General features: G+C 52.8%; 25 protein-coding genes and 2 pseudogenes. 16 read left to right on the plus strand and 11 right to left on the minus strand.

The window, feature by feature from the left end; genetic code table 11:
• Positions 1-151 precede the first annotated feature (151 nt).
• Genes J4614_RS10270 through hutI form a run of 3 tightly spaced genes read right to left on the minus strand, consistent with a single transcriptional unit; the run spans position 152 to position 3,083 of the window.
• Complete coding sequence (locus J4614_RS10270) at positions 152-877, minus strand: histidine utilization repressor (protein WP_000287407.1); 726 nt, start codon at positions 875-877, stop codon at positions 152-154.
• Positions 878-921: 44 nt separating this feature from the next.
• Positions 922-1,863 (minus strand): formimidoylglutamase, encoded by a 942-nt coding sequence (hutG, locus tag J4614_RS10275; protein WP_208293167.1) that lies wholly within the window; start codon positions 1,861-1,863, stop codon positions 922-924.
• Positions 1,860-3,083: an imidazolonepropionase gene (gene hutI / locus J4614_RS10280; RefSeq protein ID WP_001249490.1), complete on the minus strand. Its 1,224-nt coding sequence runs from the start codon at positions 3,081-3,083 to the stop codon at positions 1,860-1,862. Before hutI ends, hutG begins: the two co-directional genes overlap by 4 nt.
• A 237-nt stretch (positions 3,084-3,320) precedes the next feature.
• Here hutI and J4614_RS10285 point away from each other — a divergent pair, with 237 nt between their 5' ends.
• Entirely contained in the window at positions 3,321-4,604 is a 1,284-nt protein-coding gene (locus tag J4614_RS10285; RefSeq protein WP_208293168.1) for a putative acyl-CoA thioester hydrolase, read from the plus strand.
• A 143-nt stretch (positions 4,605-4,747) separates the two neighbouring features.
• Here the strand turns inward: J4614_RS10285 and pgl are convergent, their stop codons facing one another.
• Positions 4,748-5,743 (minus strand): 6-phosphogluconolactonase, encoded by a 996-nt coding sequence (gene pgl, locus J4614_RS10290; RefSeq protein ID WP_023137454.1) that lies wholly within the window; start codon positions 5,741-5,743, stop codon positions 4,748-4,750.
• Between the two features lie 163 nt (positions 5,744-5,906).
• On the opposite strand from pgl, the pseudogene J4614_RS10295 reads away from it, so the two are divergent.
• The 6 genes and pseudogenes from J4614_RS10295 to J4614_RS10320 all read left to right on the plus strand — a co-directional run.
• Positions 5,907-6,056, plus strand: a pseudogene (locus J4614_RS10295) (HAD hydrolase family protein); the annotation flags it as partial.
• Between the two features lie 130 nt (positions 6,057-6,186).
• Positions 6,187-7,023 carry a pyridoxal phosphatase gene (locus J4614_RS10300; RefSeq protein WP_001109271.1) on the plus strand — a complete coding sequence of 279 codons (837 nt, stop codon included), beginning with the start codon at positions 6,187-6,189 and terminating at the stop codon, positions 7,021-7,023.
• A gap of 22 nt (positions 7,024-7,045) precedes the next feature.
• Positions 7,046-7,210 carry a hypothetical protein gene (locus tag J4614_RS10305; RefSeq protein WP_023139965.1) on the plus strand — a complete coding sequence of 55 codons (165 nt, stop codon included), beginning with the start codon at positions 7,046-7,048 and terminating at the stop codon, positions 7,208-7,210.
• Between the two features lie 130 nt (positions 7,211-7,340).
• A complete protein-coding gene (locus tag J4614_RS22310; RefSeq protein ID WP_024151559.1) occupies positions 7,341-7,802 on the plus strand; it encodes an STM2901 family protein in 462 nt (153 codons plus the stop codon).
• Positions 7,787-8,116, plus strand: a complete 330-nt coding sequence (locus tag J4614_RS10315) for a DUF1493 family protein (protein WP_077912235.1) — start codon at positions 7,787-7,789, stop codon at positions 8,114-8,116. The genes J4614_RS22310 and J4614_RS10315 overlap by 16 nt, the downstream gene beginning before the upstream one ends.
• A 373-nt stretch (positions 8,117-8,489) precedes the next feature.
• Positions 8,490-8,645: pseudogene (locus J4614_RS10320) on the plus strand (HAD hydrolase family protein); the annotation flags it as partial.
• On the opposite strand, the gene modC reads toward J4614_RS10320, so the two are convergent.
• The 4 genes from modC to J4614_RS10340 all read right to left on the minus strand — a co-directional run bounded on the left by modC (position 8,646) and on the right by J4614_RS10340 (position 11,485).
• Positions 8,646-9,704 (minus strand): molybdenum ABC transporter ATP-binding protein ModC, encoded by a 1,059-nt coding sequence (gene modC / locus J4614_RS10325; protein WP_000891710.1) that lies wholly within the window; start codon positions 9,702-9,704, stop codon positions 8,646-8,648.
• Positions 9,705-9,706: 2 nt separating this feature from the next.
• Positions 9,707-10,396 carry a molybdate ABC transporter permease subunit gene (modB, locus tag J4614_RS10330; protein ID WP_000604026.1) on the minus strand — a complete coding sequence of 230 codons (690 nt, stop codon included), beginning with the start codon at positions 10,394-10,396 and terminating at the stop codon, positions 9,707-9,709.
• On the minus strand, positions 10,396-11,169 hold the full coding sequence (modA, locus tag J4614_RS10335) for a molybdate ABC transporter substrate-binding protein (RefSeq protein WP_000951416.1): 774 nt from the start codon (positions 11,167-11,169) through the stop codon (positions 10,396-10,398). The genes modB and modA overlap by 1 nt, the downstream gene beginning before the upstream one ends.
• Positions 11,170-11,335: 166 nt before the next feature.
• Positions 11,336-11,485 (minus strand): AcrZ family multidrug efflux pump-associated protein, encoded by a 150-nt coding sequence (locus J4614_RS10340; RefSeq protein WP_000891513.1) that lies wholly within the window; start codon positions 11,483-11,485, stop codon positions 11,336-11,338.
• A 128-nt stretch (positions 11,486-11,613) separates the two neighbouring features.
• Here J4614_RS10340 and modE point away from each other — a divergent pair, with 128 nt between their 5' ends.
• The 8 genes from modE (at position 11,614) to gpmA (ending at position 20,481) form a co-directional block, all read left to right on the plus strand.
• Entirely contained in the window at positions 11,614-12,402 is a 789-nt protein-coding gene (gene modE / locus J4614_RS10345) for a molybdenum-dependent transcriptional regulator (RefSeq protein ID WP_001147418.1), read from the plus strand.
• 67 nt (positions 12,403-12,469) lie between these two features.
• Entirely contained in the window at positions 12,470-13,945 is a 1,476-nt protein-coding gene (gene modF / locus J4614_RS10350) for a molybdate ABC transporter ATP-binding protein ModF (protein ID WP_024155092.1), read from the plus strand.
• A 170-nt stretch (positions 13,946-14,115) separates the two neighbouring features.
• Entirely contained in the window at positions 14,116-15,024 is a 909-nt protein-coding gene (locus tag J4614_RS10355; RefSeq protein WP_000885516.1) for a DUF2167 domain-containing protein, read from the plus strand.
• A 222-nt stretch (positions 15,025-15,246) separates the two neighbouring features.
• Entirely contained in the window at positions 15,247-16,263 is a 1,017-nt protein-coding gene (gene galE / locus J4614_RS10360) for a UDP-glucose 4-epimerase GalE (RefSeq protein WP_001265465.1), read from the plus strand.
• A gap of 10 nt (positions 16,264-16,273) precedes the next feature.
• Positions 16,274-17,320 carry a galactose-1-phosphate uridylyltransferase gene (galT, locus tag J4614_RS10365; RefSeq protein ID WP_208293169.1) on the plus strand — a complete coding sequence of 349 codons (1,047 nt, stop codon included), beginning with the start codon at positions 16,274-16,276 and terminating at the stop codon, positions 17,318-17,320.
• 2 nt (positions 17,321-17,322) lie between these two features.
• On the plus strand, positions 17,323-18,471 hold the full coding sequence (gene galK / locus J4614_RS10370) for a galactokinase (RefSeq protein WP_001049369.1): 1,149 nt from the start codon (positions 17,323-17,325) through the stop codon (positions 18,469-18,471).
• Complete coding sequence (gene galM / locus J4614_RS10375) at positions 18,465-19,505, plus strand: galactose-1-epimerase (protein ID WP_208293170.1); 1,041 nt, start codon at positions 18,465-18,467, stop codon at positions 19,503-19,505. The genes galK and galM overlap by 7 nt, the downstream gene beginning before the upstream one ends.
• 223 nt (positions 19,506-19,728) lie before the next feature.
• Positions 19,729-20,481 (plus strand): 2,3-diphosphoglycerate-dependent phosphoglycerate mutase, encoded by a 753-nt coding sequence (gpmA, locus tag J4614_RS10380; RefSeq protein WP_000301554.1) that lies wholly within the window; start codon positions 19,729-19,731, stop codon positions 20,479-20,481.
• A gap of 90 nt (positions 20,482-20,571) precedes the next feature.
• On the opposite strand, the gene J4614_RS10385 is transcribed toward gpmA, so the two are convergent.
• The 3 genes from J4614_RS10385 to aroG all read right to left on the minus strand — a co-directional run bounded on the left by J4614_RS10385 (position 20,572) and on the right by aroG (position 23,633).
• Positions 20,572-21,348 carry an ABC transporter ATP-binding protein gene (locus J4614_RS10385; RefSeq protein ID WP_001214710.1) on the minus strand — a complete coding sequence of 259 codons (777 nt, stop codon included), beginning with the start codon at positions 21,346-21,348 and terminating at the stop codon, positions 20,572-20,574.
• The gene (locus J4614_RS10390) at positions 21,348-22,427 is read right to left on the minus strand and encodes an iron ABC transporter permease (protein WP_053258957.1); all 1,080 of its coding nucleotides are present in this window, start codon (positions 22,425-22,427) and stop codon (positions 21,348-21,350) included. Before J4614_RS10390 ends, J4614_RS10385 begins: the two co-directional genes overlap by 1 nt.
• A 153-nt stretch (positions 22,428-22,580) precedes the next feature.
• The gene (aroG, locus tag J4614_RS10395; protein WP_001109234.1) at positions 22,581-23,633 is read right to left on the minus strand and encodes a 3-deoxy-7-phosphoheptulonate synthase AroG; all 1,053 of its coding nucleotides are present in this window, start codon (positions 23,631-23,633) and stop codon (positions 22,581-22,583) included.
• Between the two features lie 319 nt (positions 23,634-23,952).
• Between aroG and J4614_RS10400 the strand changes: the two genes are divergently transcribed.
• A complete protein-coding gene (locus J4614_RS10400) occupies positions 23,953-24,339 on the plus strand; it encodes a YbgS-like family protein (RefSeq protein WP_000784380.1) in 387 nt (128 codons plus the stop codon).
• Positions 24,340-24,352: the final 13 nt, after the last annotated feature.

Below are 24,352 nucleotides of genomic sequence, written 5' to 3' on the forward strand. Positions count from 1 at the left end.
CTAAAACGCCACTATCAGGCACCGCCGCAGACCCACAGATAAGAATCAGACATATACTTGTCTATACAAGTAAGCACAAGAATAGAATTAACAAAAATGATACAATTTTGTTATATTGTGTCAGCAATCACGTTTTCCGGCAGCAGTCCGCTCAGGAGATAAATCGTCCCTGTAGCCGGTAGCGCGACCCGGGGAAAAGTAAGCGGGCGTGAGAAACAATCCGCGACGCGGACCAGGTTGTACGACGAATGAGCAGACAAGGCTCATGCTCTTTGATAGTTAACCACGCGCACTCTTGCGCCGTGGCGCGCACCGCCTCCACAATATGTTCCCCTTCCGTTAGCGGCGCGATCCGCGACAAATAAGCGTGCGGCGTGGTCTGACGGTAATCTTGCGTCAGGTAATCCACGGCAATATCCGCATTCACGCAGCGATCTTCAATTTGTACCGGCAGATCGTTTTCATAATGCACCATGATGGAATGGAAAATGACATCGCTCTCATTGACGTTGAGAGCGCTGGCCTGGATAGCGTTTGCCCGCACGCGCTCCAGCGTGAGCACCTCACAACGATGCTGATGACGGCGGGCGGCAATCTCCTCGGCGATACTGCGGACTTCAAACAGCGCGGACTGGCCTTTTGGTTCGGCGACAAACGTCCCCACGCCCTGTAAACGCACCAGCCACCCTTCATCCGTCAGCTCACGCAGCGCCCGGTTGATGGTCATTCGGCTAAAGCCATACTGCGCGACCAGTTCAGCTTCCGACGGAATGCGATCGTGCGGCTGCCAGACGCCGTCGGCTATTTTTTTACAGATGTCCTGTTTCACCGTTTCGTAAAAAGGCGCAGGCGCAGAACGGGAGCGGGATGAATACATGCGTGAAGCCTTCCTTATGCGGATAGTGTTTTCCGGATGACAGATTAACGCCACCAGTGCGCGATTTGCCAGCCAAGCCGCGCCGCCACGCGCGCCGCTGCGCCATCTTCATCAAAGCGTGGATTAAATTCAACCAGATCCGCCGCCTGTAATTTTCCGCTGCGGCAAACCGGCTCAATTAAACGCAGAACCTGTATCAGTGGCACGCCCAGCGCTGCGGGAGCGGAGACGGCCGGCATTTCCCAGACAGGCAATACGTCGAGATCGATAGTCAGATAAATTTTATCCACCTTGTCGATAAACTGCGTCATCTGCGCCAGCGCGTCATGGCAGTCCAGATCCTCCACCACGGTAGCATTCCGCCACTGCGCTTCCCGCCACAACGCCTGCGTATTTGCCGCACGGCTCACGCCGAAACAGGCATAATGAAACGCGCGGCTCTGCGCGTCGCATAGCTGCGCCAGTTGACGAAACGGCGTCCCGGATGTTGCCCGGTCGGTCTGACGGAGATCCAGATGCGCATCAAGATTAATGATCCCTACGCTTTCCTGCGCAAACACGTCCAGCACCCCCGCGCCGTGTCCAAATGCGGTTTCATGCCCGCCGCCCAGCACCAGCGTGCGCATCCCGGCCCGCAGGCAGCGGCTTACCGCATCGCGCAAGGCCTGCTGCGCGCCTTCCAGATCGGGCGTCGGCGCAACCCAATTGCCTAAATCCACCAGCCGTTCATGTCCCTGATGGCTGGCCATATTCGCCAGCGCTTTACGCAACGCGTCCGGGGCGCCTGCCGCGCCGGGACGCCCTGCATTGCGTTTTACCCCCTCGTCGCAGGCAAATCCCATTAACGCGATCTTTTGCTGCCAGTTTTCGGGGGAAAAGGTCTCGCTGCGCGTGACGGTCTGAAACAGACGCCGCGCATCCGGCGCTTCTATACTGTCATCGCGCCCCTGCCAGAGCGCCGGAGAAGCCGGATACCATTGCGTCATGAGATTTGTCCTCTGTATACCCGCTGATATAAAGGATTACGCCCCGGCTCATACACAACCTCTACCGGCTGTTCAGCATCCCACACCACAAAATCCGCCCGGTAGCCGGCCCTGAGCTGCCCATGCGTCGCCTGTCTTCCCAGCGCACGAGCGGCATGGCGCGTAACGCCCGCCCATGCCTCTTCCGGCGTCAGACCAAACTGTACGCAGGCCATATTCATCGCCAGATGCAAACTGCAAAACGGGCTGGTGCCGGGATTGAAATCGCTGGCGACGGCGACAGGCACCTGATAGCGGCGCAGCAGTTCTACCGGCGGGCGCTGCGTCTCGCGCAGAAAATAAAACGCGCCGGGCAATAATACGCCGACAGTACCGCCGTCACGCATCGCCGCGACGCCCGCTTCATCAAGATATTCGATATGATCCGCCGATAAGCCCTGATAACGGCTCACCAACTGCGCGCCGCCCAACAGCGAAAGCTGCTCAACATGGCCTTTAACGGGAATACCTAACGCCTTCGCCGTCTGCAACACGCGCTCACTCTGCGCCACATTAAAGCCGACGCTCTCGCAAAAGAGGTCTACCGCATCAAATAACCCTTTTTGCCAGAGCTGCGGAATCATCGTCTCGCAGACCAGAGTGATGTAGCCGTCCGGGTCGTCACGATACTCCGCTGGCGTAGCATGAGCGGCAAGTAGCGTGGGGCTAATGTCGATAGCGTTTTCGGCGGCAAGTTTTGCAGCGACGCGCAACAGCTTTTCTTCTGTCGCCAGCTCCAGACCATAGCCGGATTTAATCTCCAGCAGCGTAACGCCTTCGCTGGCAAGGCGCATCATGCGTTCGCGCGCCAGCAGGTAGAGCGTCTCCTCCGCACAGGCGCGGGTTGCTGATACCGTCGCGTTAATGCCGCCGCCCTGAGCGCTAATATGCTGGTATGACGCGCCGTTAAGCCGCTGTTCCCACTCTGCGGCGCGGTTACCGGCAAACACCAGATGCGTGTGGCAATCGATAAGTCCCGGGGTTACCAGTCGTCCCTGCATATCATGGATATTGTCCCCACTGACAGGAAGCTGCGTCTCTGGCACGATATCGCAAATATACCCTTCGCGTACAATCAGCGCCTGGTTATCCACCAGCCCATACGGGGCTTGCCGCTGCGGGTCCATTGTCGCCAGCCTGATGTTTCGCCAGACAGTATCGCCCGGTAAAAGTTGCCGCATTCCTGTCGCTCTCTTGCCTGTCATGAGTTGTATAGACATTTATTTTCTTTCTGCTCCGGATTGTCAACTCAAAGCGCGAAAGTTGTTGCTTAATTGTGATAAAACTATCTGATGCTACAGGTGTTTCCAGCCTGAAAAGGAACTTTTTACCTTTTCGCCTTCCCGTTTCGTTCAACTTAGTATAAAAAAGCAGGCTTCAATGGATGTCATTTAACTTTTTCAAGCCCGGAGCAACCTGTGAATACATTATCGGTTTCCCGTCTGGCGCTGGCACTGGCTTTTGGCGTGACGCTGAGCGCCTGTAGCTCTACGCCACCCGATCAGATCCCTTCCGATCAAACCGCGCCTGGCACCGCCTCGCGCCCAATTCTGTCGGCAAATGAAGCGAAAAACTTCGTTGCGGCGCACTATTTTGCCTCCCTGACGCCGAATACCGCCCCGTGGTCGCCGTCGCCGATTACCCTGCCCGCACAGCCTGACTTTGTGGTGGGGCCGGCAGGTACGCCAGGCGTTACGCACACCTCGATTCAGGCCGCGGTCGATGCGGCAATGGTTAAACGCACGAACAAACGCCAGTACATTGCTATTATGCCGGGCGACTATCAGGGGACCGTGTATGTTCCCGCCGCGCCGGGAAGTTTGACCCTGTACGGGACCGGTGAAAAACCGATCGATGTGAAAATTGGGATGGCGATTGATGGTGAAATGAGCGTCGCTGACTGGCGCCGCGCGGTGAATCCCGGCGGGAAATATATGCCTGGTAAACCCGCCTGGTATATGTTCGATAACTGCCAAAGCAAACACGCCGCGACGATCGGTGTGATGTGTTCTGCCGCGTTCTGGTCGCAGAATAACGGTCTGCAGCTACAAAATCTGACCATCGAGAACACGCTGGGCGACAGTGTCGATGCCGGAAACCATCCGGCAGTGGCGCTGCGTACCGATGGCGACAAAGTCCAGATTAACAAGGTCAATATCCTTGGCCGCCAGAACACCTTCTTTGTGACCAACAGCGGCGTGCAGAACCGTCTGCAAACCGATCGTCAGCCGCGTACGCTGGTGACGAACAGCTATATTGAAGGCGATGTGGATATGGTGTCCGGACGCGGCGCCGTGGTGTTCGATAACACCAACTTCCAGGTCGTCAACTCCCGCACACAGCAGGAAGCCTACGTCTTCGCCCCGGCTACGCTGTCCAATATTTACTATGGCTTTTTGGCGATCAACAGCCGCTTTAACGCCTCCGGCGATGGCGTTGCGCGGCTTGGCCGCTCGCTGGATGTCGACGCCAACACCAACGGTCAGGTAGTGATCCGCGACAGCGTGATTAACGAGGGCTTCAACGTTGCCAAACCGTGGGCCGACGCGGTCATCTCGAAACGTCCGTTTGCCGGAAATACGGGAACCGTGGATGACAAAGACGAGGTGCAGCGTAATCTGAACGACACTAACTACAACCGCATGTGGGAATACAACAACCGCGGTGTAGGCAGTAAAGTGGTGGCGGAACCTAAGCAGTAATCGCTGTTCCGGTTCAGGCTTATAAACGGGCCGCCGCAGCAGATGTGGCGGCCCGTGGTTTTACTGCAAGCGATGTTTATCGAAATTAATCAGGCATCCTGCCCTGGTGAGCTCCAGCCCGCCGTCCTCCGGCACACAGCGCTTTAGTACGCGTTCACCACAACCCACATTGGCCCCTGGCCGACGGCATAACGGCCTTTTTCCGTCAGCAACCCCTGAGTGCCCGTAATTTCATAGACCGCGATATGATGTGATTTTTGACCCGCAGCAATCAGGTATTTTCCGCTATTGTCGATATTAAAGCCGCGCGGTTGGGCTTCCGTCGGCTGGAAGCCTTCAACACTCAGTACGCTGCCGTCTTCGGAGACACTAAAGACGGTAATCAGACTGGCGGTGCGGTCACAGGCATACAGATGCCGTCCATCCGGCGTAATATGAATATCCGCCGCCCAACGGGTATCGGAAAAATCGGCGGGCATCATATCCAGGGTTTGTACGCACTCTATCTCACCATGCGGATTTTTAAGCTGCCAGACATCCACCGAACTGTTCAGTTCATTGACGCAATAGGCATATTGTCGATTCGGGTGGAAGACCATATGACGCGGGCCTGCCCCTTCAACTGTATTCACTTCCGCCGGCTCCAGGGCCACCAGATGGCCGTCATCGCTTAGCGTAAACAGACAAATGCGATCCTGTTTTAGCGCAGGCACCCACAAAGTACGGTTATCAGGCGTAATATTTGCCGAGTGGCAGCCGTCCAGCCCCTCCACCACATCCACCAGCTCAACCGGCAGGCCATCCTGTAAACGCGTCACGCTGACATTACCGGCGTTATACGATCCGACAAAGACAAAACGACCATGATGATCGGTAGAAATATGGGTCGGGCTACCCGGCAGGGCGGATTCGGCGGCAAACGTCAGCGCGCCATCATCCGGCGCAATACGATACGCCAGGACACGAAACTCCGGGCGCACGCCGACATAGAGGTAGCGTTTATCCGGACTGACCACCATCGGCTGAACCTGACCGGGCACATCCACGACCTGTACCAGCGTCAGCGTCCCTTCGTGGTTCAGGCTCCAGACGTGAATTTGCTGACTCTCAGGGCTGGCGGTATAGACTGTTTGTTTCATGAATACTCCTTTGCATATGGCATGTAGCTGCAATAACAGGACACAGCTTAACGTAGTCGCTTTTGACGGCGAATGCTGAATTCAGACGCAGAATTTTGTCTGCTTACCGTCCCGGTGTACCATGCCGACAGACGGAATTATTACTCTTAATCTGGAAAAAATTATGACTGCACGCGTGATTGCCCTCGATTTAGACGGAACATTATTAACCCCGCATAAAACCTTACTCCCCTCCTCGCTTGACGCGCTATCACGCGCCAAGGCGCTGGCGCTGGAAACACCTGCTATTTGCTGCAACGGCACCTATTTGTATAAGTGAAGCATTACTACAATAAAAAACTTACTCATGCTTCGCTTCCCATCCCATGACATACAACTATTGATCAACAAAGTGAGCGGTGTACTATCAGTGCAACTTCTAAAATGGACACAGCGAAAATAGCATGAATTATCAGGTAATAGCTCTCGATCTGGACGGTACTTTATTAACACCTGGAAAAAAAATCCTCCCTGAATCACTCACTGCCTTAGAAAATGCCCGAAAATCTGGTGCAAAAGTCGTCATTGTTACCGGAAGGCATTTTGTTGCAATTCATCCTTTTTATCAATCACTTAGATTAGATACTCCTGCAATATGTTGCAATGGTGCATTATTATACGATTACCAAGAAAAGAAGGTGCTTGAGTCTGATCCCCTGCAAGCAGAACAAGCTTCACAACTAATTTCCCTTCTTGATAGTTACAATGTTCATAGTCTGATGTATGCCGATGATGCCATGTTCTACCAAGAACCTACGGGGCATATTATCCGTACAGAAAATTGGGCTAAATCTCTCCCAGAGTCACAACGTCCAATCTTCAAACAAGTACCCTCTCTTAGTGAAGCATCTCAGAACGTTGATGCTATCTGGAAATTCGCCCTTACTGACTCTGATACTGAGAAACTGCATAGCTTTGGTCAAATTGTAGAACGTGAGCTTGGCCTTGCCTGTGAATGGTCCTGGCACGATCAAGTAGACATAGCACAAGCCGGAAACAGTAAGGGTAAACGCTTGGCACAATGGGCAGAATCACAAGGTTTATCAATGGATCAAGTTATAGCCTTTGGCGATAATTTCAACGATCTTAGTATGTTGAAGTCTGCTGGTTTGGGTGTTGCTATGGGTAACGCTGTTGATGAAGTCAAAGCCTGTGCTGATTTGGTTATAGGTAATAATGCTGAAGCTGGTATAGCTGATGTAGTTAATCAGTACTTTTCAGAAGAGAAAATAACAGCGTGACACTGAAACAGGGAGGTGTGTAATGATAGAATTTAAACCAGAAATTGGAATGCGAACTTATATTGATGAACAGTTAGAACAATTTGGTTTTCAATTTAATAATGGCTTAACAACACTTGAAAAATTAAAGACTGTTTTTGCATTACAAAGAAAGATACCAAGTATTAAAAGAAGAATAGTAATCTAACTACCAAGAATTCAAGTGCCTAAGGGAACAGAAAAGGCATATTGAATCGCTTACTACCCCCGTAATTGTTAGTTAGAACAAGAGATTGGGTGTTATATAATTGTTGGTCATGGCTAGAAGGGATGAGTAAATGGACACTACTGAAACATTGAATGGTACGTACTTCTACGGCGGGTTATCCAACCTGACACCACAACAGCTATGGTGGGCTATCACCATCGCCGTTGTGAGCGATCGTCTGGGGATCTCAGCGGTTGATGCTGCACTGGTTATCTCAGGGCAACCAATTCTACCTACGAGGGGTAAACCTCGTGGGACAACTCCAGGAACATCAATTGCTTCTAAGTACATCAGTAATTGGTTGAACTATAAACTGCCACCTGGAATCAGATTACCAACGTTGACAGGCAAAACCATCAACTCATTACAGCTAAGCTCAACGAATAATTTAGGTCGTTTCATTGGTCGTAATGTACCCTGGCTCGGTTGGGTTATGACATTCACTACGATTTATGATATCCAGCGTGATATTAAAGATACATTTAATCGTGTGGCGGTTCCTAAAGATCGCATTCAGTGGACGTATTTCTAATGAGAGATATTGAGAAAGAAATTATCGATTTTATCGATCAGGAATATAACACTAAAAAGTACTTTCTCTTTGGGCCAAAGCGAACCATCATACTTGATACCAGTATTAGGGATGATCTTAAACTCGTTTTTGAAGATAGTGAAGAACTTCTACAAGAGTACTTCAAGCGTTGGAATGTAGATTCAGAAGGATTTGACATACTTAACTATCTGAATCCAGAGTACTTTGGAAGTAAAGAGCCTGATCCGCGTAAGCCACTAACAGTTGGTATGCTCGTTGAAAGTGCTAAAGCTGGACGTTGGTTATATAGTTGAAGAATAAATTTATTATATTTTAAACGCCCATTATTTGGGAATTTTTATTATCATAATGGTAATATGATTAGGCGTATATTTTCATGATTACTAGTAAATACATAGAATGGTTAGCAGTACTAACCAACTATGGGATTTACAGAATGATTAGAATGGAATTTAATACATACGATGATGGAACATACTACTTTCTCTATATTACAGAGGAAGTACGGATAGAAACTAATGGTATTAATGGCTTGCAGATGGAAACCCGCGATTGGCGAGTACGTGATTCAGGCGATCCGTTCCAGTACTTAACCATCAGAAAAAGAAAGGATAAGTACTTTAATGAAGCCATTGTAAATCCGTATACTGAAGTATTAATTATAGCGGCGATAACTACAACGACATCAGTATGCTGGAGGCGGCAGGCACCGGCGTTGCGATGGGCAACGCCGATGAGACGGTGAAAGCGCGCGCTGACGTTGTGATCGGCGATAACACTACCGATAGCATCGCCAAATTTATTTACACCCACCTGCTATAGTCAGGCGGTGATAGAAACGCTTTTCACCTGCGCGTAAAGCCACAGGCCAGGCTTGATATTCAGCTCATCCCTGGCCCACGGGCTTATTCGCGCCCACAGCGTTCTGCCGCCTATCTCAAGCTGGACTTCCACCTGCCCGTTATCGTCATAACAATTCGCCACTTTTGCCCGCAATACGTTGCGGATACTGGTCTGCTGCGGCGGCTGTAGTACCAGCGAGACATCCGACGCCTGTATACGAATACGCAGTGTGGATTGCAGCGGCTGATTGAGTTTATTTACCCACAGGTGCTGGTCGCCAAGCGCCAGAGCGGTCATGGCATAATGCGGGTGATGCTCCAGCACGCTGACTTTCAGAATACTGCTCTGTTGCTCTTTCGGCAGCCACGGGTGCATAACGCTGCTTCCCCAGACCTCCTCCAGCGGGCCAAACGCTTTAACCTGTCCATCCTCCAGCACCATGACTTTATCCGCCAGGTGGAGAATTTCATCAAGAGAATGGCTGACATACAGCATGGGAATATTGATTTCTCGCGCCAGCCGTTGCAGGTACGGCAGTAATTCGCGTTTTCGCGGGATATCCAGTGAGGCCAACGGTTCGTCCAACAGCAGCAACTCCGGGGCGGTGAGCAATGCCCGGCCTATCGCTACGCGCTGTTTTTCTCCGCCGGACAAGCTCCCCGGCAGGCGATCAAGCAACGCTTCAATTCCCAGCAGCGACACCAGCTTATCAAACTGACCGGTCATGCTTTTCGCCATGCCGTAACGCAAATTGCCGCGTACTTTGTAATGGGGGAACAGGCGCGCATCCTGGAAAACATAACCGATGCGGCGCTTTTCCGGCGTTAAACAGATACCGTTTTCCGCGTCATGCAACACCCGGCCATTCAACGCGATGCGTCCTTTTTGCGGGCGAGTCAAACCGCTGATGGCATTAATCAGCGAGGTTTTTCCCGCGCCGGAGACGCCAAAGATAGCCGTGATCCCACTGGCTGGCAGCGTTTCGTTGAGGGTTAAACAGTGCGTTCCCAGCGTCTGGGAAAAATTAAGCTCCAGCATGGTTAGCGCCCCGTCCGTTCACGGCTAATCCGCGCCAGCCATTCAGAAATCAACAGCGAAATCAGCGCTAATACAATCGAAATCACGCACAGCCTCGCCGCCGCGCTCTCCCCGCCCGGCGTCTGGATCAAGGTATACATGGCGGAAGGTATGGTGCGGGTTTCGCCCGGAATATTGGAAACAAAGGTAATGGTCGCGCCAAATTCGCCAAGCGAACGGGCAAACGCCAGCACCGTACCGACAATAATGCCCGGCAGGGTAAGCGGTAAGGTGATAGTCAGAAAAACGCGCCAGCGCCCGGCGCCCAGCGTTCTGGCGGCCTGTTCAAGCTTGATATCCACCCCCTCCAGCGCCAGCCGAATGGCCCGCACCATCAGCGGGAAGGACATCACCGCCGCCGCCAGCACGGCGCCGCGCCAGCTAAAGGCAAACGTGAGACCGAACCAGTCATACAGCCACTGGCCAATAAACCCGCGTCGCCCCATCGACACCAACAGCAGATAGCCGACCACCACCGGCGGCAGCACCAGCGGCAGATGCAGGACGCTATCAAGTAAGGCTTTGCCCGGAAACCGGCATCGCACCAGTAACCAGGCAAAAAAGATCCCAAACGGCAGGCTAAACAGCACGGCCAGGGAAGACACTTTCAGGCTAAGAAGGACAGCCTGCCATTCTGGATCGGTCAGTATCATTACTTCGTCGTAAATCCATAACGTTTAAAGATTGCCGAGGCCTGCGGTCCTTTCAGGTAATCATAGAACGCGCTGACGGTCGCATTTTTATGCCCCTCCACGATAGCGATGGGGTATTCCACTTTTTTATGTGAATCTTCCGGGAACGTCGCCACCACGTTGACCCCCTTGCTGGCGACCGCATCAGAACCGTATACAATGCCCAAAGGCGCTTCGTTACGTTCGACCAGCGCCAACGCGCCGCGCACATCCTCGCCCGGCGCCAGTTTCGGTTCAAGCGTTTGCCATGCGCCCAACTTTTGCAGCGCTTCTTTGGCATAAATTCCCGCCGGTACGTGTTGCGGATCGCCCACTGCCAGACGTCCGCCGTTCAGCAGACGAATCCAGTCCGTTTTGTTGTCGATGGTAAACGGTTTTTGCTCGCTGGCTTTCGGCGCCACCACCACCAGGCTATTGCCAAGCAATGTTTCGCGCGTCGTGGTATCCACCGCTTTTTTATCGGCTGCGTAATCCATCCATTTCTGGTCAGCAGAGATGAACAGATCCGCCGGCGCGCCCGCTTCTATCTGGCGCGCCAGCGTTGAAGAGGAGGCGAATGAGGAGACCACATCCACATTTTTCTCTTTTTTATATTCTGCCGCAATGTCTTGCATCGCGTTCGTTAGCGACGCGGCGGCAAATACGGTGATCTTGCCTTCATCCGCCAGCGCATGACCAGCGATGACGAAAGATAATGTCGCCCCTGCGACCAGGCGTAACCAGGAATGCGCCATCTGTAACTCCTTGTGCGTTTCGTTATGTAAACGACAATATAACGATAATCTCAGGGGTTTCCCAGCGGTTATTCATACCCATTAACGATTAAACACAGAAAATATCGGCAGGAAAAGCAGGATCTTGAGTAACAAAAACGCCCGACTGAGCGGGCGTTTGGGGAAATCAGCGGTTCTGTCTGGACTGGTCTTTCTGACCGATACCGGAAAAAATGTTAAACACCTCACCCAGACCGTAAATCAGACCGAGGATGATGGCCATCACTACCGGTACCATGATGACGGCGAATACCAGACTTTTTAATAACTCTAACATGGGCAACTCCAGATATAGTCCTTTTTGTATTTTAACCGCATCACACAGAAAAGCACTCCCCTTTTGTGCGGTCGGCTTTGCGCTGACGCGCTTTTCAGTCACAATAGTCTTTTTACCAGGAGCTGGTTATGCAGGCCGAAATCCTTCTTACCCTGAAACTTCAGCAAAAGCTTTTTGCCGATCCCCGACGTATCTCTCTGCTGAAACACATTGCGCTTTCCGGCTCGATTAGTCAGGGCGCGAAAGACGCGGGAATCAGCTATAAGAGCGCCTGGGATGCGATAAACGACATGAACCAGCTTAGTGAACATATGCTGGTTGAACGCGCAACGGGCGGCAAAGGCGGCGGCGGCGCGGTATTAACCCGCTATGGTCAGCGTCTGATCCAGCTTTACGATTTGCTGGGCCAAATTCAGCAAAAAGCGTTCGATGTGTTAAGCGACGATGACGCCCTGCCGCTTGACAGTCTGCTGGCCGCTATTTCCCGCTTTTCACTGCAAACCAGCGCCCGAAATCAGTGGTTCGGCACCATTACCGCCCGCGATCGCGATCAGGTGCAACAGCATGTCGATGTGCTGCTGGCCGACGGCAAAACGCGGCTTAAAGTCGCGCTGACGGCGCAAAGCGGCGAGCGTCTCGGCCTGGAGGAAGGTAAAGAAGTGCTGATCCTGCTAAAAGCGCCGTGGGTTGGCATTACCCGGGATGCAGCCGTTGCGCGCGCCGCTGACAATCAGTTGTCGGGAACGATCAGCCATATCGAGCGCGGCGCGGAACAGTGTGAAGTGTTGATGGCGCTGCCGGACGGCCAGACGCTGTGCGCCACGATACCGACTTCAGATGCCGCCACGTTAAAGGAAGGCGATGACGTGATTGCCTGGTTTAATGCGGACAGAGTGATTATTGCAACGTTGTGCTAAGCACATTGACATCCGTTGCCGAAAGACGTATCCCTGTCATTCATCGCTGCAAAAAATGGGATGCAAAATGTCATCGTTGCAAATTTCGCAAGGCACGTTTCGTCTGAGCGATACAAAAACACTTCATCTGGATTCGCTGACGCTCAATGCGGGCGATAGCTGGGCATTCGTTGGGGCTAACGGGAGCGGGAAGTCGGCGCTCGCCCGCGCGCTGGCGGGTGAACTGCCGTTATTAACAGGCGAGCGCCAGTGTCGGTTTACCCGCATTACTCGTCTGTCCTTTGAACAATTGCAAAAGCTGGTCAGCGATGAGTGGCAACGTAATAACACCGATATGCTCAGTCCTGGCGAAGACGATACCGGGCGCACTACCGCGGAAATTATTCAGGATGAAGTTCACCATCCTGCCCGCTGTGCGATGCTGGCGCAGCAGTTCGGCATTTCCGCTTTACTCAACAGGCGTTTTAAATACCTTTCTACCGGCGAGACGCGAAAAGCGCTGCTGTGTCAGGCGCTGATGTCTGAGCCGGAGTTATTGATCCTTGATGAACCGTTCGACGGACTTGACGTGACCGCCCGTCAACAACTGGCGCAACGCCTGACGGCGTTGAACCAGGCGGGTATTACCCTGGCGCTGGTACTCAACCGTTTTGATGAAATCCCGGACTTCGTGCAGTTTGCCGGCGTGCTTGCCGACTGTACGCTGGCGGAAACCGGAACGACGACAGAGTTACTGCAACGGGCGTTGGTCGCTCAACTCGCGCACAGCGAGCGTCTGACAGACGTACAATTACCCGAACCGGACGAACCTTCCGCCCGCCATGCGTTACCCGATGGCGAACCACGGATCGTACTTAACGATGGCGTAGTCTCGTATAACGATCGCCCTATCCTCCACCACCTAAGCTGGCGAGTAAATCCAGGCGAACACTGGCAGATCGTCGGTCCTAACGGAGCGGGTAAGTCTACATTGCTTAGCCTTATTACTGGCGATCACCCGCAAGGCTACAGCAACGATCTTACGCTGTTCGGGCGGCGGCGAGGAAGCGGCGAAACAATCTGGGATATCAAAAAACATATCGGCTACGTCAGCAGCAGTTTACATCTGGATTACCGCGTCAGTACCACGGTACGCAATGTCATTCTCTCCGGCTATTTCGATTCTATCGGCATTTACCAGGCCGTTTCAGACAGGCAACGAAAACTGGCGCAACAGTGGCTGGATATTCTGGGAATCGATAAGCGCACGGCGGATGCCCCTTTCCACAGTCTCTCCTGGGGACAGCAGCGGCTGGCGCTGATCGTGCGCGCGCTGGTTAAACATCCGACAGTGTTGATTCTGGATGAACCGCTACAAGGGTTGGATCCGCTGAACCGCCAACTGGTACGCCGTTTTGTGGATGTATTAATTCGCCAGGGAGAGACCCAACTGCTGTTCGTTTCCCATCATGCAGAGGATGCGCCTGCCTGTATTACCCACCGACTGGAATTTGTACCAGAGGGCGAAAGCTATAAGTACGTTTCCGGACGATGCAATAATTAAATGTATTATCAGAATGGCGCCGCGCGCCATTCTGGAACCGCTCTCCTTTTATTAAGAATAATAATAACGGTCGATAAGCTTACTATCTCTTGAATCGCTGACCGCCTCATTGTCATAATAATCCTGAAATTTTCGACAATGATGTCGTATGTGAATATAAGGGATTCATTATGGCTTTTCGTTTTCCACAAATAATACTATTTTTACTGGCAGCCATGTTATTTTGCCCCGGCAGTTATGCTGAGCAAAAGCCGACCGCTGCGCAGGAAGCACGTAAAACCGCCGTTGAGGTCGCTGTTGAAGGCATGAGTCGCGCCGCCGTTGCGGGTCCGACAAAGATTAGTTTAGGTGATAAAGCCACGCTTAATCTGCCGGAAGGATTTACCTGGATACCCGCAAAAGAAGCGGCGGTATTTATGCGTGAAATTGGTAACTATGTTGACGATGAATATTTTTACGGTCTCGTATTTAAAAAGGAAATGAATGGATTTATTTCTATCGAATATGATGATTCTGGTTATGTAAAAGATGATGATGCAAAAAATTGGGATGCCGATGAATTAATGGATAACCTGCGCAAAGGCACAAAAGAAGCGAATAAAGATCGTATTGCAAAAGGCATTGAGCCGATAGAAATTATTGGCTGGATCGAGAAGCCTACCTACGATGCAACCAATCATCGTCTGATCTGGTCCGCCGCCATCCATGATATCGGCACCAACGAACCACTGAATGAACAAGGCGTGAACTACAACACCTATCTGCTGGGACGTGAAGGCTATTTTTCTTTAAATCTGGTGACCGACAGAGGTTCTGTTGACCACGAAATCCCGCTGGCGAAAAGAATTCTCAGTTCCGTCAAGTTCAACCCTGGACAACGCTACGCTGACTTCAACGAATCAACGGACAAAATAGCGGAGTATGGGCTCGCCGCGCTGATTGGCGGTATCGCGGCCAAAAAAGTAGGTCTGCTTGCTATGCTCGGTATCGCGTTACTTAAATTCTGGAAAGTGACCGCCATCGGCGTCGTCGCTGTCGGGGCGCTCGCCAGGAAGCTACTCTCGCGTAAAAAAGACTGACAGCTCCTGCCCCGTCCGTTTCATTCCCAGGCGCGTAACGCGCCTTTTTTTCGGATAAAAAGCAGAAGCATTCTCAAGCCAGATGATTTGTAATCATTTAATTGATATAAATGCGTAAAATCACCAGCGTGTAAACGATTCCACTAATTTATTACATGTCACACTTTTCGCATCTTTGTTATGCTATGGTTATTCCATACCATAGGCTTAACGGAGCGAATTATGAGAGTATTGGTTACAGGTGGTAGCGGTTACATTGGAAGTCATACCTGCGTACAATTGCTGCAAAATGGTCATGACGTCGTCATCCTCGATAACCTCTGCAACAGCAAGCGCAGCGTGCTGCCCGTTATTGAACGTCTGGGCGGTAAGCACCCGACCTTTGTCGAAGGCGATATTCGCAACGAAGCGCTTATAACCGAAATTCTGCACGATCACGCGATTGATACCGTGATTCACTTTGCCGGCCTGAAAGCCGTCGGCGAATCGGTCGCCAGGCCGCTGGAGTACTATGACAACAACGTCAACGGTACGCTGCGGTTGGTCAGCGCCATGCGTGCGGCCAACGTTAAAAACCTTATTTTTAGCTCCTCCGCCACCGTTTATGGCGATCAGCCCAAAATTCCTTACGTCGAAAGTTTTCCTACCGGCACGCCGCAAAGCCCCTACGGCAAAAGTAAATTGATGGTAGAACAGATCCTCACCGATCTGCAAAAAGCCCAGCCGGAGTGGAGTATTGCGCTGCTGCGTTATTTCAATCCGGTCGGCGCGCACCCGTCGGGCGACATGGGAGAAGATCCGCAAGGTATTCCGAATAACCTGATGCCCTATATCGCCCAGGTCGCCGTGGGTCGTCGCGAATCGCTCGCCGTTTTCGGCAACGATTACCCGACCGAGGATGGCACCGGCGTACGCGATTACATTCACGTTATGGACTTAGCCGACGGGCACGTCGTGGCGATGGAAAAACTGGCGGACAAATCCGGCGTACATATTTATAACCTCGGCGCGGGTGTCGGCAGTAGCGTCCTGGATGTGGTCAACGCCTTTAGTAAAGCCTGCGGTAAACCCATTAATTACCACTTCGCGCCGCGTCGCGACGGCGATCTCCCGGCGTATTGGGCGGATGCCAGCAAAGCCGATCGCGAGCTGAACTGGCGCGTCACCCGCACGCTTGACGAAATGGCGCAGGACACCTGGCACTGGCAGTCACGCCATCCGCAGGGATACCCAGATTAAGGATGTTGTTATGACCCCATTTAATCCCATCGATCATCCGCATCGCCGTTATAACCCGCTTACCGGCCAGTGGGTTCTGGTTTCGCCGCATCGCGCAAAACGCCCCTGGCAGGGGGCGCAGGAAACGCCGTCTCAGCAAATGCTGCCGGCCCACGATCCGGACTGCTTCCTGTGTGCGGGCAATACGCGTGTCACTGGCGATAAAAATCCCGATTACAAAGGGACTTACGTCTTTACTAATGATTTCGCGGCGCTGATGGCCGACACGCCGGATGCGCCGGACAGCCACGATCCGCTGATGCGCTGCCAGAGCGCGCGCGGCACCAGCCGCGTGATCTGCTTTTCTCCCGATCACAGTAAAACGCTGCCGGAGTTGAGCCTGCCCGCGCTGACGGAAATCGTCAGAACCTGGCAGACGCAGACCGCCGAGTTAGGCAAAACCTATCCGTGGGTGCAGGTCTTTGAAAATAAAGGCGCAGCGATGGGCTGTTCGAACCCGCATCCACATGGACAGGTCTGGGCCAACAGCTTCCTGCCGAATGAGGCCGAACGCGAAGATCGTTTACAAAAAGCCTACTTCGCCGAGCAGCGCTCGCCAATGCTGGTGGATTATGTCCAGCGGGAACTGGCGGACGGCAGCCGCACCGTGGTCGAAACCGAACACTGGCTGGCGGTGGTGCCTTACTGGGCGGCGTGGCCGTTCGAAACGCTACTGTTACCCAAAACGCATGTCCTGCGCATTACCGATTTAAACGACGAGCAGCGCGACTCTCTGGCGCTGGCGTTGAAAAAGCTGACCAGTCGTTATGATAACCTGTTCCAGTGTTCCTTCCCCTACTCAATGGGCTGGCACGGCGCGCCGTTTAACGGTGAAGAAAACACACACTGGCAGTTGCACGCGCACTTTTATCCGCCGCTGCTGCGCTCTGCGACCGTCCGCAAATTTATGGTCGGCTATGAAATGCTGGCGGAAACCCAGCGTGATTTAACCGCAGAACAAGCGGCTGAACGCCTGCGCGCGGTCAGCGACATCCATTTTCGCGAATCCGGAGTATAAAAATGAATCTGAAAGAGAAAACGCGCGCGCTGTTTGCTGAAATTTTCGGCTACCCTGCCACCCACACGATTCAGGCGCCAGGCCGCGTCAATCTGATCGGCGAGCACACTGATTACAATGATGGTTTTGTTCTGCCCTGCGCTATCGATTACCAGACCGTAATTAGCTGTGCGCCGCGCGACGATCGTACCGTACGGGTGATTGCCGCCGATTACGACAATCAGGTGGACGAATTTTCACTGGATGCGCCGATCGTGACCCACGATAGCCAGCAGTGGTCTAACTATGTGCGCGGCGTAGTGAAACATCTGCAACAGCGTAACAACGCGTTTGGCGGCGTGGATATGGTCATCAGCGGCAATGTGCCGCAGGGTGCCGGGTTAAGCTCCTCCGCCTCGCTGGAAGTGGCGGTGGGCACCGTCTTCCAGCAGCTTTATCACCTGCCGCTGGACGGCGCGCAAATTGCGCTCAACGGACAAGAGGCCGAGAACCAGTTTGTCGGCTGTAACTGCGGCATTATGGATCAGCTCATCTCTGCGCTCGGCAAAAAAGATCATGCGTTGCTGATTGATTGCCGTACGCTCGGCACCAAAGCGGTTTCCATGCCGAAAGGTGTCGCCGTGGTGATCATCAACAGTAACTTTAAGCGCACGCTGGTGGGCAGCGAGTATAATACCCGCCGTGAACAGTGCGAAACCGGCGCCCGTTTCTTCCAGCAGCCGGCCCTGCGCGATGTCAGCCTTGAGGCGTTCAATGCCGTTGCCAGCGAACTGGACCCGGTAGTCGCAAAACGCGTTCGCCATGTATTGAGCGAAAATGCCCGCACCGTTGAAGCGGCAAGCGCGCTAGAGAAAGGTGATTTGCAACGTATGGGCCAACTGATGGCGGAGTCCCATGCCTCAATGCGCGATGATTTCGAAATTACCGTCCCGCAGATAGACACGCTGGTAGACATTGTCAAAGCGACCATCGGCGATCAAGGCGGCGTGCGCATGACCGGCGGCGGCTTTGGCGGGTGTGTTGTCGCGCTGATCCCGGAAGATCTGGTTCCCGCTGTTCAGCAGGCCGTTGCGCAACAGTACGAAGCGAAAACCGGAATCAAAGAAACCTTTTATGTATGCAAACCGTCACAAGGAGCAGGACAGTGCTAAATGAAACGCCCGCACTGGCCCCCGATGGTCAACCGTACCGCCTGCTAACCCTGCGCAACAGCGCAGGGATGGTGGTAACGCTGATGGACTGGGGAGCCACTCTTCTTTCCGCCCGTATACCGCTGTCTGACGGCAGCGTTCGGGAAGCATTACTGGGCTGCGCCAGCCCGGAACACTACCCTGAACAGACGTCGTTCCTCGGCGCCTCTATTGGCCGTTACGCGAACCGTATCGCCAATAGCCGCTATACGTTTGCCGGCGAAACCGTACAGTTAAGCCCAAGCCAGGGCGAGAACCAGCTACACGGCGGACCGGAAGGCTTTGACAAGCGCCGCTGGCAAATTGTGAACCAGAACGATCGCCAGGTATTATTCGCGCTCACCTCTGATGACGGCGACCAGGGCTTTCCTGGCCATCTTTGCGCCACGGCGCAATATCGTCTGACCGATGACAATAGAATCTCCATCACCTACCGGGCAACGGTCGATAAACCCTGTCCGGTGAATTTGACCAACCACGTCTATTTTAATCTGGACGGCGATCGGACCGACGTGCGCCAACATAAGCTGCAAATTCTGGCGGATGAGTATCTGCCGGTAGATGAATCCGGTATTCCACGCCAGGGGCTAAAATCGGTAGCCAATACCTCGTTTGACTTCCGGATGCCAAAAGTCATTGCCAGCGAGTTTCTCGCCGATGACGATCAGCGCAAGGTTAAAGGCTACGATCATGCTTTCCTGCTACAGACGCAGGGTGATGGCAAAAAGCCGGCGGCCCGTCTGTGGTCACAGGATGGAAAGCTACAAATGATGGTTTACACCACCGCCCCGGCGCTACAGTTTTATTCCGGCAATTATCTGGCGGGTACACCTTCCCGCGGGCCGGAACCTTATGCCGACTGGCAAGGGCTGGCGCTGGAGAGCGAACAGCTGCCGGACAGCCCGAATCATCCTGAATGGCCGCAGCCTGACTGTATCCTTCGCCCTGGCGAGGAGTACGCCAGCCTGACCGAGTATCAGTTTATTCCGTTCTAACGATATGCCGCTACATGCCCGATGACGCAAGCTTATCGGGCCTACGCGCCATTGCCCTGCTCAAACCTCCACCACTTAAAGACAAAATCGCAACTCTGAGTTCACAAGAACCTTACACTGCGCCACTATTTTCGCTATGGTTATGCGTAAGCATTGCCGCCAACACCTCGCGGCAATATAATGAGAATTATTATCATTACATATGATTTATAGGAGTGAGAGTATGGCTGTAACTAAGCTGGTTCTGGTACGTCACGGTGAAAGTCAATGGAACAAAGAGAACCGTTTCACCGGCTGGTATGATGTTGACCTGTCTGAAAAAGGCGTAAGCGAAGCAAAAGCAGCGGGTAAACTGCTAAAAGAAGAAGGTTTCAGCTTTGATTTTGCCTACACTTCCGTACTGAAACGCGCTATCCATACGCTGTGGAACGTACTGGATGAACTGGATCAGGCGTGGCTGCCGGTGGAAAAATCCTGGAAACTCAATGAACGTCACTACGGCGCGTTGCAGGGGCTGAATAAAGCGGAAACGGCAGAAAAATATGGTGACGAGCAGGTTAAGCAGTGGCGCCGCGGTTTTGCCGTGACGCCGCCGGAACTGACCAAAGATGATGAGCGTTATCCGGGTCACGATCCACGTTATGCCAAACTGAGCGAGAAAGAGCTGCCGTTGACCGAAAGTCTGGCGCTGACCATCGACCGCGTTATTCCTTACTGGAACGACACCATCCTGCCGCGTATGAAGAGCGGTGAGCGCGTGATCATCGCCGCTCACGGTAACTCATTGCGTGCGCTGGTGAAATACCTGGATAACATGAGTGAAGATGAGATCCTTGAGTTAAACATCCCGACCGGCGTGCCGCTGGTGTATGAGTTCGACGAAAACTTCAAGCCGATCAAACATTACTATCTGGGCAACGCTGACGAGATCGCTGCGAAAGCGGCTGCCGTGGCGAATCAGGGTAAAGCGAAGTAATCACCTTTGCCGGATAGCGGTATAACTGCCTTATCCGGCCTACGAGCAATGGGTAGGCCGGATAAGCGCAGCGCCATCAGGCAATACGTCTTAAACAGCGATCACGCCGTCCAGCACCACCTGCAATTTCCCCTGCGAACAGCGCTCCACGCGTCCTCGTACCCGGTACACTTCAGCCAGACGCTCCGCAGTAATCACCGTCTCCGGCGCGCCGCTGGCGACCAGCCTGCCGTCTTTTAGCATCAGGACATGGTCACCATGACGCAGTGCAATATTAATGTCATGCGCCACGACTATCGTCACCCTATTTTGCGCCTGGGTATCCCGACGCACGAGATCCATTACGTGAAACTGATAGTTTAAATCCAGCGCGCTGAGCGGCTCATCCAGCAACAGAAGTTCAGGGCGACGAATCAGCGATTGCGCCAGACCCACTAACTGCCGCTGACCGCCGGAAAGCTGGTCGAGATACTGCAACGCCAGATGCGTTATGCCCAATTGCTCAAGGATAGCCAGTATCTGCGCTCTGCCCTGCGCATTGTCTCTGCCGCCTGATGCCCGCAGTACCACGATAATCGACTCCAGTACATGCAGATGTACGCCCTGCGGTAATGACTGCGGCAAAAACACAACTTTCTGCGCCCGCTCGGCAAACGATAACGACATGAGATCTTCGCCATCAAGCAGCGCCTCGCCGTCGGCGTTATTCAGCCCGGCCAGCGAACGTAGTAACGTCGATTTACCACAGCCGTTCGGCCCCAGCAAAATGGTAATTTTCCCGCGCGGCAGTAAGGGAACGTTGAGATCTGCAATAACCGGCTGAGTGGAATAGCCGGCGCTAAATGAGCGGAGCATTAACCCGCGCATCAGAGACTCCCCCGATGTCGCAATACAATGCTTAAAAAGAACGGAACCCCGACCAGCGAGGTGACAATCCCCACCGGCACCATGACGCCCGGAATACTATTTTTCGCCGCAATAGAGGCCAGCGATAACACCAGCCCGCCTATCAGCACGCTGCCCGGAAGGTAGAAACGGTGATCTTCCCCCAAAAGTATTCGCGCAATGTGCGGTGCAACGAGACCAATAAAACCAATCGGCCCGACGAAAGCTACCGCCAGCGCTGATAACAAGCTGATACGCAACAATGACAGCAGGCGTAAACGGCGGACATGAATCCCAAAGCTCATCGCCCTCTCTTCGCCCAGACGTAATGCCGTGAGTTGCCAGGCGCTTCGTAACGCGCAAAAAAGCACAGCAATAAACACCACGGCCAGTACGCCCAATTTTTCCCACGACGCACGGACCAGGCTCCCCATCGTCCAGAATACCAGCCCCTGCAGCGTATCTTCATCAGCCACAAACTGCATAATGGCGACCAACGCGTTAAAGGTGAATACCAGCGCAATGCCGAACAACACCACTCCGGATGCGGCGACGCCTGTCCAACGGGTAATACCGTCCAGTAGAAACGCGGATAAAAGTGCAAAGATGAACGCATTGGCCGGGATAAACCAGGTGGCTGGAATACCGGGAATACCGATCCCCAACACAATCGCCAGCGCAGCGCCAAAAGCCGCCGCGGACGATACGCCAAGGGTAAACGGCGTCGCCAGCGGATTATTTAAAATGGTTTGCATTTCGGCGCCCGCTAACCCTAACGCCATGCCTACCAGCAGCGCCATCAGGGCATAGGGTAAACGAATATCCCAGACAATAACGTGTATGCCCGCATTCACCTTTTCCGGCTGGAAAAGGGCCTGCCACAGCGCACTGAGCGGTAAACCAGAAGACCCACAGGTTACATCCACCATCAGTGAAGCCATCATCGCCAGCGCAATAGCTAACATGAGCACGGCCCGTTTTCGTATGATCTGGCGATAGCGCGGAATGACGGGCGTGGAAGCGAGACCGGGGGCTAAAAGTGATTTGTCCTGACAGGTCATGGTTCGGGCTACGTTATTAATCAGAGGAGAATTATAGCGCCGAATTATTTCGTTATATATTTATTTATATTTCGATTGATGACACGGTGGCCTATCTCACCGGTTTCCAAATAAAAAACCGGCCTTACGGGCCGGTTTAAGACGTAATGAAGATTAGCCGCGACGGGCTTTTACCGCTGCCGACAACTGACGAAGCAGCGCATCGGTATCTTCCCAGCCAATACAGGCGTCAGTAATGCTTTTACCGTAGGTCAGCGGCTGACCGCTTTCCAGACTCTGGTTTCCTTCTACCAGATGACTCTCGACCATCACGCCAATAATCGCTTTTTCACCGCCCGCTATCTGCTGACAGACATCGGCGCAAACCTCCATCTGCTTTTGAAATTGCTTACAGGAGTTGGCATGGCTGAAATCGATCATGACCTGCGGCGTCAGTCCCGCTTTGGTGAGGCCTTCTTTCACCTCAGCAACATGTTGCGCACTATAGTTTGGCGCTTTACCGCCGCGCAGAATGATATGGCAGTCGCCGTTGCCGCTGGTATTCACAATCGCCGAATGACCCCATTTAGTGACGGAGAGGAAGCAATGCGGCGCGCCGGCGGCGTTGATGGCGTCAATGGCGACTTTAATCGTGCCATCAGTACCATTTTTAAAACCGACCGGACAAGAGAGGCCAGACGCCAGTTCGCGATGAACCTGGGATTCAGTAGTCCGCGCGCCAATGGCACCCCAGCTCATCAGATCGGCCAGATATTGCGGCGTGATCATATCGAGGAATTCGCCGGCGGCAGGCAGGCCGCTGTCGTTAATATCCAGCAGCAGTTTGCGCGCAATACGCAGACCGTCGTTAATCTGGAAGCTGTTATCCATATGCGGATCGTTAATCAGCCCTTTCCAGCCGACGGTAGTACGCGGTTTCTCAAAATAGACGCGCATGACAATTTCAAGCTCGCCTTGAAGCTCATCGCGTAGCGCCAGCAAACGGGCGGCATACTCTTTCGCCGCTGCCGGATCATGAATTGAACAAGGACCGATCACCACCAGCAGACGATCGTCATTGCCTTTGAGAATTTTATGGATGGCTTTGCGCGCGTGAGCAACGGTATTTGCTGCATTTTCCGTGGCGGGAAACTTTTCCAGCAGCGCGACCGGAGGTAATAACTCGTTGATTTCTTTAATGCGTAAATCGTCGTTCTGATAATTCATGTTTATTCCAGTGTTGCCGTACTTATCCCAATGAATGCAATCCCTCCAATCTATCTCTTCAATTAAATAGTGTAAACGGGCTTTTACACTTTGAACGGAATAATCCTGGAATTCAGGAAAAAAACGCACAAATGTAGCGAAAAATGGGATCTAACCTACACTTTTTAACTGTAACCACTCTGTTTATGAATTATTGCAAGATTCTCTGCTGCGTTAACCCGCGGCGGCGAACGCTTTTTATCCCTTATTTGAGGATTTGACTGACACGTGCACTGTTGGAAGAGGTTATCCGACATATCCACCATAACAGGAGCATCTTATGAAAATGACAAAACTGACTACGCTTTTACTAACCGCTACCCTCGGCCTTGCCAGCGGCGCAGCGTTAGCTGCTGAATCTAACGCGCAATCCAGTAATGGCCAGGCGAACTCGGCGGCAAATGCCGGTCAGGTTGCCCCGGACGCCCGCCAGAATGTTGCGCCGAATGATGTGAATAACAACGACATCAATACCAACGGCAATACTAACAGCACGATGCAGCATCCAGACGGTTCAACCATGAATCATGACGGAATGACCAAGGATGAAGAGCATAAAAATACCATGTGTAAAGACGGTCGCTGCCCGGATATTAATAAAAAAGTGGAAACCGGTAATGGCGTCAATAATGACGTGAATACCAAAACCGACGGTACCACACAGTAATGCAGAAAAAAGT

The organism is Salmonella sp. 32031103-2018-00083-FB-01-SM-01 (genome assembly GCF_017571995.1).
Lineage (GTDB): Bacteria > Pseudomonadota > Gammaproteobacteria > Enterobacterales > Enterobacteriaceae > Salmonella > Salmonella enterica.